The following is a 13,045-nucleotide window of genomic DNA, read 5'->3' as shown; positions in this document are numbered from 1 at the left end:
AAAATAGGGCCTGCCTGTCACCGAAAGGATCAATAAACCACAAAGCTCAAGCTTGTTAATATCATTGTGCCATCACCAATTTAATTCTTCGCAATAACAATTACCCTGCCTGGTTACAACTGATGTGCTCCCCGGCAGGGTGATTTATTTAGCTCTTCTAAGCGTTTGTCACCGGCTCCGCACTGGTAACGGCTCGAAGATCACCGTTACTGTCAGTTTCCAGCGCAACCTTAGGATCTGGGTTATTAACTACTTTCTCCAGCTCCTTTACTGACCTATCCCTGCCAAGTAACCGCTTTATCATGTTGGCAATCATGATCAAGATAACTATAGAAAAGGGAAAGGCACCAATAATGGTTCCTGTCTGTACTGTATCCACTACATCACTCCCTCCAATGGTCAGCAATACTGTGGCGACAGCACCAATACTTAAAACCAGTGCCACTCTAAACCAGGCACCTGAGCGTTTCGGTGCCGAAACAAACTCTGCCAACGCATATGTTCCGGCATCTAACGACGTGACATAATAAGTTGCCACCAACACCGTGGCCACCACCAACAACAAACTGCCAACCAGAGGAATCGACTCCAGCATAACGAACAGTCCGCCGGACACATTTTCACCAATAGCCGCAGAGATTCCACGACCGGTTTTATCATCATAATAAATAGCGGCAGAACCCAGCACACCAATCCAGATCATTACAATCAATGACGGTATAACGGTTACTCCTACGACAAACTCTCGCAGAGTACGACCGCGTGAGATTCGGGCAATAAACCCGGCAACAAAAGGTGAGAAAGCAATTACCCAGCACCAGATAAATACAGTCCACCAGCCATTCCAGCTCTGCTGCCAGGAACTCAGTGGCTCCGCACTGCTGGGGGCATCTGTCCAGAAGCTCATTGAAATAAAATGGTCAAAATATGAGCCGAAAGTCTGGGTTATATTGGACAGGATAAACAGAGTTGGGCCAAATACAAAGGCCGCAACAACAAGCAAAATACTCAAAATCGAGTTAGCTTCACTAATCAGCTTCATGCCTTTACTAATGCCAAAAAAAGCGGATATGGCAGCCGCAAGCCCCAAAGCAAGTATCACTAAAAACCAGATGCTGGCACCACCATCAATGGAGGTAAATGAGCCCAGACCAGAAGTAAACTGCATGGCAGCAAAAGCAAAAGACGTTGACAGCCCAAATACGGTTGCCATAATCGCCAACAGTTCAACCCCCACGCCAACCGGCCCTTGAGCCCATGGTGGCAACATATCCACTGTGGCTTCACGAAATGTCAGGGTTTTACCCAGGTTATGATGAGAGTAAGCCAGACATACCGCAACAACACAATACATGGCCCAGGCAGTGAATCCCCAGTGGAAATAGGTCCATACAATTCCTCCTGCAGCGACGTCACCTTCCACCGCCTGCACGACAGGACTGTCATCACGCAACATAATCGGCTCGGCGACTGACCAGAATATCAAGCCAACCCCCTGCCCACAGGCAAATAACATCGAGTACCAGGCAAAATTACTGTACTCAGGTTTGGCGGCGGGCCCGCCCAATCGCACCTGTTTGCCTACTTTGCTAAAAACCAGCCAGCCGCATACCGCCACGGCAAAAACGGAATATAAAATAAATAGCCAGGTAAACCCTCCGGTCACATAGGTACGCAAGTCAAAAATAACATCTGCAACGCCCTCGGGATTCTTTAACACCATGGCAATCAAGGCAACAATAACGACAGGGGGAGTCACTTGAATAATTAACCTGCTAATCACTGACAAGTCAGACCCCATTACCCGCGGAATAGCCAACTCCTTACTGGCATGCTGACAAGCACCTGCATGATTGTTCGCCGAATTATGACTTACCATTCCGTACTCCTCCTTGTTACTGTCATTCATTGCCACATTCCATTTAGCCTATTCATTTTAAAAAACACTCCACCCAGAGCTTTAAAGCAACATTTCCGCCAGGGTCGATGCCTCAATACTTTAACTTCTTACACCAATGATTAAAAACTAGCGTTACGCGGTGTACGTGGAAAAGGAATGGTATCTCTGACATTACCCAACCCCGTAACATAAGCCACCATTCTTTCCAGACCCAGGCCGAAACCCGCATGTGGTACGGTACCGTAGCGCCTGAGTTGCCGGTACCAGTCATAATCTTCGAGCTTCATGCCAAGCTCTTGGATTCTCGCATCCAGAATATCCAGGCGGTGTTCTCGCTGGGAACCGCCGATGATCTCACCAATGCCCGGCGCCAGCACATCCATGGCCGCCACGGTTTTGCCATCATCATTCAGCTTCATATAGAAAGACTTGATGTCCTTGGGATAATTCTTTACCACCACGGGGGCTTTGAAGTGTTGCTCGGTTAAATAACGCTCATGCTCGGAGGACAGATCCGCCCCCCAAAACACGGGAAATTCGAACTCGCGCCCGGACTGTTCAAGAATGGCCACAGCATCGGAATAGTTGATGTGAATAAAGTCTGAGCCCACCAGCGTCTCGAGCCTGCCAATCAGATCTGCATCCACAAAGCCGGACAGAAATTGCAGATCGTCCCGGCGCTCGCTCAGCACAGCCTGGCAGATCGCCTTCAGCAAGGACTCGGCAAGTGCAGCACTTTCATCCAAATCCGAAAAAGCCACTTCCGGCTCGACCATCCAGAACTCCGCAAGATGCCGGCTGGTATTGGAGTTTTCGGCTCTGAAGGTCGGCCCAAAGGTATACACCTTGCTCAGGGCACAGGCATATGCCTCGGCATTGAGCTGACCTGATACGGTCAGGAATGCCTCCTTGCCAAAAAAATCCTGGTCGAAATCCACCTCGCCCTTTTCATCCAGTGGCAACTGCTGCAGGTCAAGGGTAGAGACCCGGAACATTTCCCCCGCTCCTTCACAATCGGAGGCGGTGATAATGGGTGAGGCCACCCATAAAAAGCCCTGCTCGCTAAAAAACCGATGAATCGCCTGGGAAATGGCGTTTCTGATCCTGGCCACGCTGCCAATAACATTGGTTCTTGGCCGCAGGTGCGCATGTTCACGCAGGTATTCGATGCTGTGTCGCTTGGGCGACATCGGGTAACTCTCGGGATCCTCGACCCAGCCCACCACAGTGATCTGCTCGGCACGCAGTTCCAGCGCCTGCTGTTTACCATGAGACTCAACCAGCCTGCCCGAGACAATCAACGAGCATCCCGTGGTCAGTTTCAATACTTCTGTACCATAGTTGTTCAGGCTGTCGGGTGCGACCACCTGAAGGGGCTCAAAGCAGGAGCCATCATAAACATTGATAAATGACACTCCGGATTTGGAGTCTCTTCTTGTTCTGACCCACCCCTTTACCACAATGGCATCACCGTCACCGTAGCGATGGCTTTTAATTTCCTTAATGGCTGTATGCATAACTTGACCGTCATCATTAAAAAACAAGCCACCCTGGGTGGCTTGTTGGTATTTACAGAAAAGAAAACCCTATCTAGATAAATCGTTCTGACACCGAGCCGTATATCCCATCGACACACACATCGAAGAGTAACTTCCCGTATTCCTCACTGGCATTCTTGGCCGATGACAATGTTCCCGAGGATGGCACCCAACTGGGCTCTGACGGGAAGATATCGTAAGGCGGAAAGGTCGCCGGATGGTGATGCACCACCTTATCCATGTCGACACAATCCGGGTGAAGATGAAGCATCAGCGATGTTTCCAGCACGCCGCCGTGCTCCACGTCCCAGCCGGTAAAGCCATCGGGGAAGACGGTTGCAATGGTTTCCTTGGTCACATAGTCCCAATAGGACAGCAGCATCACCTGGGCCTGAATGCCCTCATGGCGCAAGTGCTCCAGGGCCAGATCAATGCCTTCCACCAAAAACATGGAGTTTTCAAAGTGGCCGTTCACCAGCACAAACTTTCTGTTGCCGTGGCGGGCATAGGCCACCAGCACGTCCCTGACCACGTCGATCAGTGTCTTGCCGTTGATGCAGGTGGTACCCGGGAAGAAGTTGCCGCCACCGGACTTCACCTGCGACTTGTAGCCGTAGGAGATGGGGGGCGCCACCAGGATGGAGTCCGACTTTTTCGCCACTCCTTCGGAAATGGCCTTGGGGATCAGCACATCCGGATTCATCGACATATGAGGACCGTGTTGCTCAATGGCGCCAATCGGCAGCATGATAACGCTATTACCATCCTTGACCTTGGCGGCGTAACTTTGCCAGTCCATCAGTTCCAGGTTAACCATTTAATTTACCTCTTTGGAATCAACAATAACGGTGTTATATGCCTTGTTCTCGATCATTCTTCTGTATTCGCTTTTAACACCCATATACAGGGAACAACACATCAGCAGCATGATCAGGGAGAACGGCAGGGCGGCGGCAATGGAGGCGGTTTGCAGCGAACTCAGCGCCGCATCGCCTCCCACCACCAGCAGCACGGCGGCCACCACGCCCTGCATAATTCCCCAGACCACCCGGTGACGGTTCAAGGGATGTTCATTACCCTCACTCATGATGGTGGTCAGCACCAAGGTGCCGGAGTCGGATGAGGTGATGAAATAGGTGGCCACCAGTATGGTGCCGACGATCATCGCCAGGGTAGACAGATAGCCCAGATCCATGCTCTGGAAGGTGGCATACAATGCCTTGGCCACATCATTGCTCACCACGGCCGCAATACCGGCGTTGTTGAACAGGTCCTGGTAGAGTGCAGTGCCGCCGTAAGCTGCCAGCCAGACGAAGGACAGCAGAGAGGAGACCCCGACCACGCCCAGCACGAATTCCCGAATTGTGCGACCACGGGATACCCGAGCGACAAACACGCCCACAAACGGAGCCCAGGACATCCACCAGCCCCAGTAGAACACGGTCCACCAGCCTTGCCACATGCTCTTCCAGCTGGCATCGGCATCGGTTGGTGCCGGTTCAATGTAGATGTTGAAGCTGACCAGTTGCGCAACATAATCAAAGGTTACACCGAACAGGGTCTTCAGAATATAAAGTGTGGGACCGAAGGCAAAAAAGAACACCAGCAGCAGCACCGTCAGCCACATGTTGCCAATCGACAGGTATTTCACTCCGCGTTTCAGACCGGTCAGCACCGAAATCAGCGCACAGACGGTAATCACGGAGATCAGCACCAGCTGAACATTCTCGCTTTGCGGTATGCCCCAAATCTCCGCCAGGCCGGCGTTGATTTGCTGCGCGCCCATCCCCAGGGAGGTGGCGATACCAAACAGGGTGGCAAAGACCGCAATCACATCGATCAGTATGCCCCAGCGACCGGTCACCTTGTCACCGAACAGCGGATAAAGGGTATAGCGAATACTCAGCGGTTTTTTCAGGCGATAACAGATAAATGCCAGTGACAGCCCCACCACGCAGTAGATGGCCCAGGCATTCAAGCCCCAGTGAAAGAAGGCGATGGCCATGGCAGATTCGGCCGCTTCCTGGTTGCCGACGGCAGCAGAAAAGGGAGACCCACCGGAAAAATGGAACATGGGTTCAGCGATGGACCAGAAGATAATGCCTATGCCCTGACCGGCCGCATACACCATGGCGAACCAGGCAAAGTAGCCGAATTCCGGCTTTTCATGGTCGTCACCCAGCTTGATGTTGCCATATTTGCTGAAGGCGATGCCGACGCAAAAGATCAGGAACAGGCCTGCCAATATGACATACCAGGCGTTTGCTGACACTGTGATCACCGTTCTGACAGCATCGACCAGGAAGGCCGACTGGCCGGGATACAGCAGTGCAAACCCTACCAACCCTACCGTGATCAGCAGGGAAATAAACATGATGTGCGGATTAATGCCCTTCAATGGGCCACTATTGAGAACCATAACGTCCAACTCCTTAGAACTGCTCAATACAGCTGTTCTCATTAACTTCAACATGCCCGGGCGATGATTCGCCGCAGACACATCTCGTTGCCAAGACCGCGAGACTCTCCTTGCATCGCGGGTATTCATCAAAACCAAAAAAGCCTGCCCTTGCGGGCAGGCCTGTCTGTTATCAGCCCTTGATGATGTTGTGCTCGGGGCCGAAGGGGAAGCGGGTGATGTTTTCCACGCCGCTGTCGCTGATCACCAGAATGTCGTGCTCGCGGTAACCGCCGGCACCCGGCAGGCCTTCCGGCAGCATGATCATCGGCTCCATCGACACCACCATGCCCGGCTCCAGCACGGTTTCAATGTCTTCCCGCAGCTCCAGGCCCGCTTCACGGCCGTAGTAGTGGCTCAGGGTGCCGAAGGAGTGGCCATAACCAAAGGTGCGATACTGCAGCACGTCGTGCTCGGCGAAGATTTCATTCAGCTCGGCGGCAATGTCGCAGCAGCGGTTGCCGGCCTTGATCAGCTCCAGGCCACGACGGTGCACCTTGCAGTTGATTTCCCACAGCTCCAGGTGGCGGTCGGAGGCGTATTCGCTGAACAGGGTCCGCTCCAGCGCGGTGTAGTAACCGCCGATCATCGGGAAGGTGTTCAGGCTGAGAATGTCGCCGGCTTCAATCTTGCGGCTGGTCACCGGGTTGTGGGCGCCGTCGGTGTTGATGCCGGACTGGAACCACACCCAGGTGTCCATCAGCTCGGCATGGGGGAAAGTGCGGGCAATTTCGCGCACCATGGCCTGAGTACCGGCCAGCGCCACTTCGTACTCGGGCACGCCCACGGCAATGGCGTCGCGAATGGCGGCACCGCCCACATCGGCCACCCGGGCACCCTGCTTGATCAGGGCAATTTCTTCCGCCGACTTGATCATGCGCATCTTCATGGTGGGCACGCCGATGTCCACGAACTCGGCTTCCGGCAGCGCCGCCTTGAGCTTGTCCAGGTTCTGCAGGCTCAGGTGGTCAAATTCCACACCTACCCGCTTGGCGCCGCCAATCAGCTGCTGCACGGCGCGGAAGAAGTTGTCTTTCTGCCAGTCGGTATACACCAGGTTGTCGCCCAGGGCGTTGCGGCGGTAGGGCTGGCCGCCGTCGATGTTGGCGGTAATGGTGGTGTGAATGTCCTGGGTCACCGCCAGACCATAATCCCGGCCGAAACGGCAATACACAAAATCGCTGAAGTAGTTGATGTTGTGGTAGGAGGTGAACAGCACGGCGTCCACATCGCTGGCGGCCATATACTGGCGCAGTTTCTGCTGGCGCGACCGCATTTCCGCCTCGGAAAACATGCCGCGAACTTTTTCACCGTTGGGAATGGTCAGGGTGCTGGGCATCTGCATGGTAAGGCTCCTTCCTTCTAGCTTGGTAACAGGGTTGTTAACTGCGCCCCATGAATGGCTGATTAGCGCATGTCCCTGATGCTAGAGGCTGGCCGCCCATAACAGAAATGAATACTTTAAATCGGCGCATTAAGCTTGTTAATGCCTTGTTACTCTCCATGGCCAGGGCGCCAGTGCAAGGTGCTCAAAAAGCGAGAATGATCACAAAATTTTTACCCTTCGGACCGCTTTGTGACCATTCATGAATACCGTTTGGCGAAAGCTCCTTTCCGTGTGGCTCCGCCTGCCGCGGCTTCAGCCCGCCAGAAAATGCCTGCCCAGCACCATGGCCCAGACAAACACCGCCAGCAACAGGGTCAGCAGCACCGCCGCCGAGGCGGTGTCCTTGGCCCGCCCCGCCAGCTCATGATGCTCGGGCCCAATGCGGTCCACCACCGCCTCGATAGCGGAATTGAGCAGCTCCACCACCAGCACCAGCATCAGGCTTACCACCAGCCACAGGGTTTCGCTCAGGCCCAGCTCCAGCCAGAGGGCAACCGGCACCAGCACCAGCGCCAGCATGCATTCCTGACGAAAGGCCGCCTCAAAGCGCCAGGCGCTCGCCAGCCCCTGGCGGGAATAACCCAGGGCCGCAATCACTCGTTTCAGTCCGGTTTTGCCCGGTTTCATGGCATGTCCTTGTTCAGTTCACGGCGTTGCAGCTCGGTATTATCAGGGCCAATGCGCAGCACGCTGCCCTGGGTGTACCAGTCGCCCAGCACCAGCCGCTGCACCGGCCGGCCGTCCAGCTCAAAGTCATGAACGGCGGGCCTGTGGGTATGGCCGTGGATCAGCCGCCGTACCCCGGCCCGGCGCATTTGCCGTTCCACCTCGGCCTGGTTTACGTCCATGATGGTGACGCTCTTTTCCTGTTTGGACCGGGCGCTTCTGCCGCGAATGCCGTCGGCGATTTTCAGCCGCTTTTGCAGCGGCAGGCGCAGAAACAGCCATTGCAGCCAGCCAAGCCGGGTGATGCGCCGGAAACGCTGATAGCCGGCGTCATCGGTGCACAGGGTGTCGCCGTGCATGATGAGGGCCGGCTCGCCATACAGGTCAATGACCTTGTGTTCAGGCAGCAGCGTCATGCCCGCCTCGGCGGCAAAACGCCGGCCGAGCATGAAATCCCGGTTGCCGTGAATGTAATACACCGGCGTGCCACCTTCGCGGCAGATCCGGAACGCTGCCGCCACCTGCCGGTTCAGTGTGCTCGGCTCGTCGTCGCCAATCCAGAATTCAAACAGATCCCCCAGCACATACAGGGCATCGGCCTCGGGGGCTTCGTGCTCCATAAAGTGCAGAAAGGCAGCGGTAATATCGGGCCGGCCGGCACTCAGGTGCAAATCGGCAATAAACAGGGTATGGGGCATTAATCAACTATCCGGTATCACACCGTCCGCTTCCAAACACAACAATGCCCGCCGGGGCGGGCATTGCAAGGCAATAACGGGAACGCCTTATTCGCTGACGGTCACGCCGGTGATCAGCACGTCGTCGACCGGTACATCCTGATGCATGTAGCCGCGGGTGCCGGTGGCCACGCCCTTGATCTTGTTGACCACGTCCATGCCTTCGCTCACTTCGCCAAACACGCAGTAGCCGTAGCCCTGAGTGGTGGCAGACTTGAAGTTCAGAAAGTCGTTATCGTTGACGTTGATAAAGAACTGGGCGGTGGCGGAGTGAGGCTCCATGGTGCGGGCCATGGCAATGGTGCCCACCTTGTTGCTCAGGCCATTGTCGGCTTCGTTCTTGATGGCGGCACGGGTTTCCTTTTCTTCAAAACCGGGGCCGTAGCCGCCGCCCTGAATCATGAAACCGTCAATCACCCGGTGGAACAGGGTGTTGTCGTAGTGACCGTCGCGGCAGTATTGCAGAAAGTTGGCAACGGTTTCCGGGGCCTTGTCGGCAAACAGGTTAAGGGTAATGTCGCCGTAGGTAGTATGCAGTGTGACCATGTTCATGTTTCCGAGTATTTGAGTTCAGTTGCCGAGTTTAGCGCAAGCGGCGGCGTTAGCGAACCCCCGCCCCTGCCTGGCCGGCGATAAAGCGCCCAGCGGGCAGCCGGTACAGCCCTTGCTGGTAGGCCAGGCTGCCCCACAGCGCATAGGCCCTGGCCTGGTGCGCCAGCCCGGCGTTCACCGGCGCCGGGGTGAGCTGCTGCCCGCCGGCATCATAGCGAAAGCCGAGGGCGTCCTGCTCCGGTTGCAGCACCACCATGTCGCTGCCCTTCAGCAGGGCGAAATTCTGATCGAACTGCATCAGCGCCCGGTTGGGGGAATATTGCGTCAGATCCTGCCCCAGCATGGGGTTGTCGCTGTCGATGCCGGCCAGCGACAACAGGGTGGGCGGCAGATCTATCTGGCTCACCAGCCGGTGGTCGCGCCGGGGCCTGATGCCCTCACCCAGCAGCAGGGCCGGCACCCGAAAGTGCGGCACCGGCACCAGCTCGGGACCATAAGTGCGCGAGTCGTGATCCGCCACCACCAGGAACAGGGTATCGTGCCAGTAGTCCGACTGCCGCGCCCGCTCAAAGAACCGGCCCAGAGCATAGTCGGCGTATTTGGCGGCGTTGTTGCGGGTGGCCTTGGGCTGCTCATAGAGCTCGATGCGATCGTCGGGAAACTCAAAGGGATCGTGGTTGCTGGAGCTGAACACCAGGCTGAAAAAGGGTTTGCCGTCGTCGTGCAGCCGCTCAAATTCCTGATGCGCCCGGGCAAACAGATCCTCGTCACTCACGCCCCAGGCGCCCTCAAAGGCCGGTGACTCGAAATCCCGCTGATCCACTATGTGCTCAAAGCCGTTGCCGAGGAAGAAGCTGGCCATGTTGTCGAAATGACTCTCACCGCCATAGATGAACCGGGTGTGGTAACCCCGCTCGTGCAGCAATTGCGCCAGGGTAAAAAAGCCGGCCTGGCTCTTGTCGAGCTTGACCACGGCCCGGGACGGCGTGGGGGTAAAACCGCTGATCACCGCTTCTATGCCGCGCACCGAGCGGGTGCCGGTGGCATAGAGCTGCTCAAACAGCCAGCCCTGTTGCGCCAGTTTGTCGAACTCCGGGGTCAGCGGCAGGCCGCCGAGCGAGCCTACAAACTGAGCGCCCAGACTTTCTTCCAGAATGATCACCAGGTTCCTGGGCTTGCCCCGGTAGCTGGCGGTGTTGTGGGTCAGGCTCGGCAGCGCGGCGGAGACATAATCCTGCGCCGGCCGCCCCTGAGCCTGATATAAGGTATCGAGCAACTCCTGTCGGTCCATGCGGCCATAAAGGGAGGCCGCGCTTTCCTCCTTGCCCAGCTGTTTGAGCGCAAAGCCCACCGAATAGGCGGAGTTCAGCACCAGAGCATTGACCAGCGGATCGGTAGAAAACGCCACCAGCGCCGGGTTCAGCCCGCGGTGTCCCAGGGTGGAGCGGCCGCCAAGCAGCCCCAGCGCCAGCACCAGCAGGGCCAGCACCGGCCGCCAGTACCAGGCGGGCAGGCTTAGGTGGCGGCACAGCCGGCCCGACCAGCGCCACAGCGCCCATGCCGCCGCCGGCACCAGCACGCCCGCCAGCACCAGCGCCGCCAGGTGGCCCTGCCACAGCATGCCGAACACCTCCTTCGGGTAGATGAGGTATTCAATAAACAGCCGGTTGGGGCGCAGATCATAGGTGTTGATAAAGGCCGGCGTGGCCAGCTCCAGCAACAGCAGCAGGCCGGTGCCTGCGGTCAGCCACACCCGCATCAGCCACTGCCAGGCGCGGCCGGGGCCATGTTTGCCGGCCAGCAGCAGGGTGAACACCGCCGGCACGCCAAACAGCCAGCACAGAGTGGACACATCCACCCGCAGCCCCTGCAGCAGCACCGGGCCCCAGCCCTCGGCGCCGGTCACTCTGCCCGCTTGCCACAGCGCCAGCCCCAGCCGGCTGGCGCCGAGCAGCCCCAGGTCGAGTACAAAAAAGCAGAAAAAGGGCCACAGCGGGCCCAGCCGTTGTTTGAATATGCTCATCGTTACCTTCAGAACGCCGATCCATTCGGCCCAGACTAATGCGCGGGAGGTCGAAAAAAGGTCAAAAACCGGTTTCACCTCAGCCAAGCCGGCAGGGGGCCAGCATGTCCAGTTCAGCCCGGTACACCCGGGTGCTTACCCCCATCAGCCCCAGCACAGAGTCAAACAGGTTGTCATGGGAGAAGCGGCCTTCCCGGGCCTGTTGTTGCAGGCACCGGCGGTTCAGCCCGATTTCCCGCTCAAACTCACCGGACAACCACAGCAGCAGCGGCACCCGTGTCTGCTGCTCCGGCGCCAGTGCATAGGGCATGCCGTGCAGGTAGAGACCGCTCTCGCCCAGGGACTCGCCGTGATCGGAGAGATACAGCAGGCCGGTGTTCCACTCATTGCTATGCTGTTTCAGCGCCGTCAGTACCCGGCTGATGATGTAGTCGCTGTAGTAAAGGGTGTTGTCATAGGTGTTCACCAGCTCCCGGGCGCTGCAGTTCTGAATGTCGCTGCGCCGGCAGTCGGGGGTAAAGTGGGCAAACTCCGCCGGATAACGCTGGTAGTAGGTGGGGCCGTGGCTGCCCACCATGTGCAGCACCAGCACCCTGTCCTGCGAGCCGGGCCGTTCCAGAGCCTGGTGCAGGGGCTCAAGCAGAACACCATCCTGGCAATAATCGCCGTCGCACAGGGGGCCGCCGTCTTCGGGACGAAACGTCCGGGTGGCCACCCGCTCGCATACCCCCTTGCAGCCACCGTCGTTGTCCAGCCAGGTGATGTCGAGCCCGGCGTGGCTGAGCACATCCAGCAGATTGTCCTGCCGTCCGGCCTGGCCGGCATCGTAGTCGTCATGGGACTGGCGCGAGAACATGCAGGGCACCGACACCGCGGTGGCGGTGCCGCAGGAGCTCACCGACTGAAACGACACCACCCCCTGCTCCCGCGTAAAGGCATTGGTGTCGCGGGGGTAACCGTTCAGCTCAAAGTTCATGCCCCTGGCGGTTTCCCCCACCATCAGCACCAGCAGGTTGGGTTTGCCGTTTCGATGAGGCCGCGCGACGCTTGCATCCTCTCCCAGCGGGCGCCAGGGCAGCGTTTCTGTCAGGTAGGTCTGATCAATATAACCACCGGCACTGGAGAGGTAATAGGTAGGAATGATCAGCTGTTTCAGGTAGTTGTGATTACGCCCCACCGAGGCGTAATCCTGGTAGTAACCGGCGGCGACGAGCCCGATGGCGGCCAGCGAGCCCAGCACCGACACCCCCTTCCACCGCAGATCCTTAAGCACACCGCCATGCTCAATACGCACCCGGGCCACCAGCAGCGCCGGCAGCAGGCCGGTCAGTCCGAACCACAGCACCGAGGCCACGTTCAGGTAGGAGCTGGCCTCGCCCCGGTGGGTCTGCATGATGTTGGCCATCATGTCCCGGTCAAACACCACGCCGTATTCAAACATGGCGTAACTGACCGCGGACGACAGCAACAGCAGCGTGATGAAAATGCCCTTTTCCAGGTATTTCACCGCCACCAGGGTAAACAGCAGGTTGAGCGCCGCCACAAAGAACACCGGAATGGACAGCACAAAACCGGCGCTGACGCCGTCCAGCCCTTCCAGTATGCCGGCCAGCCGGGTGGTGAGCGGCAGGTTGAGAACAAAAAAGAAATACAGCGCCAGCAGCAGTACCAGCCGGCGGGAAGAAATGCTTGAACGGGAAGAAGTATCCATTATCGGCCTCAACAACAGAACAGGCCGCGTTCACGGCCGGGGCCGGACGCGGCAAACTGCCATTGAGGTTAAT

10 protein-coding genes are annotated in these 13,045 nt (G+C 57.3%); all 10 read right to left on the bottom strand.

The window, feature by feature from the left end; translation table 11 throughout:
• Window positions 1–157: 157 nt before the first annotated feature.
• Window positions 158–1,909, bottom strand: a complete 1,752-nt coding sequence (locus tag PU634_RS04300; RefSeq protein ID WP_306762829.1) for a BCCT family transporter — start codon at window positions 1,907–1,909, stop codon at window positions 158–160.
• A 110-nt stretch (window positions 1,910–2,019) separates the two neighbouring features.
• On the bottom strand, window positions 2,020–3,417 hold the full coding sequence (asnS, locus tag PU634_RS04295; RefSeq protein WP_306762828.1) for an asparagine--tRNA ligase: 1,398 nt from the start codon (window positions 3,415–3,417) through the stop codon (window positions 2,020–2,022).
• A 73-nt stretch (window positions 3,418–3,490) separates the two neighbouring features.
• Window positions 3,491–4,255 (bottom strand): creatininase, encoded by a 765-nt coding sequence (locus PU634_RS04290; RefSeq protein ID WP_306762827.1) that lies wholly within the window; start codon window positions 4,253–4,255, stop codon window positions 3,491–3,493.
• Window positions 4,256–5,899, bottom strand: a complete 1,644-nt coding sequence (locus PU634_RS04285; protein WP_306762826.1) for a BCCT family transporter — start codon at window positions 5,897–5,899, stop codon at window positions 4,256–4,258.
• Between the two features lie 130 nt (window positions 5,900–6,029).
• Window positions 6,030–7,241: a M24 family metallopeptidase gene (locus PU634_RS04280; RefSeq protein WP_306762825.1), complete on the bottom strand. Its 1,212-nt coding sequence runs from the start codon at window positions 7,239–7,241 to the stop codon at window positions 6,030–6,032.
• A 294-nt stretch (window positions 7,242–7,535) separates the two neighbouring features.
• Window positions 7,536–7,910: a diacylglycerol kinase gene (locus tag PU634_RS04275; RefSeq protein WP_306762824.1), complete on the bottom strand. Its 375-nt coding sequence runs from the start codon at window positions 7,908–7,910 to the stop codon at window positions 7,536–7,538.
• The gene (gene lpxH / locus PU634_RS04270; protein ID WP_306762823.1) at window positions 7,907–8,647 is read right to left on the bottom strand and encodes a UDP-2,3-diacylglucosamine diphosphatase; all 741 of its coding nucleotides are present in this window, start codon (window positions 8,645–8,647) and stop codon (window positions 7,907–7,909) included. The genes PU634_RS04275 and lpxH overlap by 4 nt, the downstream gene beginning before the upstream one ends.
• 87 nt (window positions 8,648–8,734) lie before the next feature.
• Window positions 8,735–9,232, bottom strand: a complete 498-nt coding sequence (locus PU634_RS04265) for a peptidylprolyl isomerase (protein ID WP_306762822.1) — start codon at window positions 9,230–9,232, stop codon at window positions 8,735–8,737.
• A gap of 55 nt (window positions 9,233–9,287) precedes the next feature.
• The gene (locus PU634_RS04260; RefSeq protein ID WP_306762821.1) at window positions 9,288–11,261 is read right to left on the bottom strand and encodes an LTA synthase family protein; all 1,974 of its coding nucleotides are present in this window, start codon (window positions 11,259–11,261) and stop codon (window positions 9,288–9,290) included.
• Between the two features lie 79 nt (window positions 11,262–11,340).
• Complete coding sequence (locus tag PU634_RS04255; RefSeq protein WP_306762820.1) at window positions 11,341–12,972, bottom strand: phosphoethanolamine transferase; 1,632 nt, start codon at window positions 12,970–12,972, stop codon at window positions 11,341–11,343.
• Between the last annotated feature and the right edge of the window lie 73 nt (window positions 12,973–13,045).

Origin of the sequence: Oceanimonas pelagia (assembly GCF_030849025.1) — a bacterium.
GTDB lineage: Bacteria > Pseudomonadota > Gammaproteobacteria > Enterobacterales > Aeromonadaceae > Oceanimonas > Oceanimonas pelagia.
Note: the sequence above shows the minus strand (reverse complement) of the source record. Positions and strands in the feature narration are given on the sequence as shown.

What these genes read in the sequence shown, in the direction of transcription:
- lpxH (WP_306762823.1), bottom strand. Translation starts at nt 8,647, where the DNA reads ATGCCCCATACCCTGTTTATTGCCGATTTGCACCTGAGTGCCGGCCGG.
- PU634_RS04255 (WP_306762820.1), bottom strand. Translation starts at nt 12,972, where the DNA reads ATGGATACTTCTTCCCGTTCAAGCATTTCTTCCCGCCGGCTGGTACTG.
- PU634_RS04265 (WP_306762822.1), bottom strand. Translation starts at nt 9,232, where the DNA reads ATGGTCACACTGCATACTACCTACGGCGACATTACCCTTAACCTGTTT.
- PU634_RS04300 (WP_306762829.1), bottom strand. Translation starts at nt 1,909, where the DNA reads ATGAATGACAGTAACAAGGAGGAGTACGGAATGGTAAGTCATAATTCG.
- PU634_RS04275 (WP_306762824.1), bottom strand. Translation starts at nt 7,910, where the DNA reads ATGAAACCGGGCAAAACCGGACTGAAACGAGTGATTGCGGCCCTGGGT.
- PU634_RS04285 (WP_306762826.1), bottom strand. Translation starts at nt 5,899, where the DNA reads ATGAGAACAGCTGTATTGAGCAGTTCTAAGGAGTTGGACGTTATGGTT.
- PU634_RS04280 (WP_306762825.1), bottom strand. Translation starts at nt 7,241, where the DNA reads ATGCAGATGCCCAGCACCCTGACCATTCCCAACGGTGAAAAAGTTCGC.
- PU634_RS04260 (WP_306762821.1), bottom strand. Translation starts at nt 11,261, where the DNA reads ATGAGCATATTCAAACAACGGCTGGGCCCGCTGTGGCCCTTTTTCTGC.
- asnS (WP_306762828.1), bottom strand. Translation starts at nt 3,417, where the DNA reads ATGCATACAGCCATTAAGGAAATTAAAAGCCATCGCTACGGTGACGGT.
- PU634_RS04290 (WP_306762827.1), bottom strand. Translation starts at nt 4,255, where the DNA reads ATGGTTAACCTGGAACTGATGGACTGGCAAAGTTACGCCGCCAAGGTC.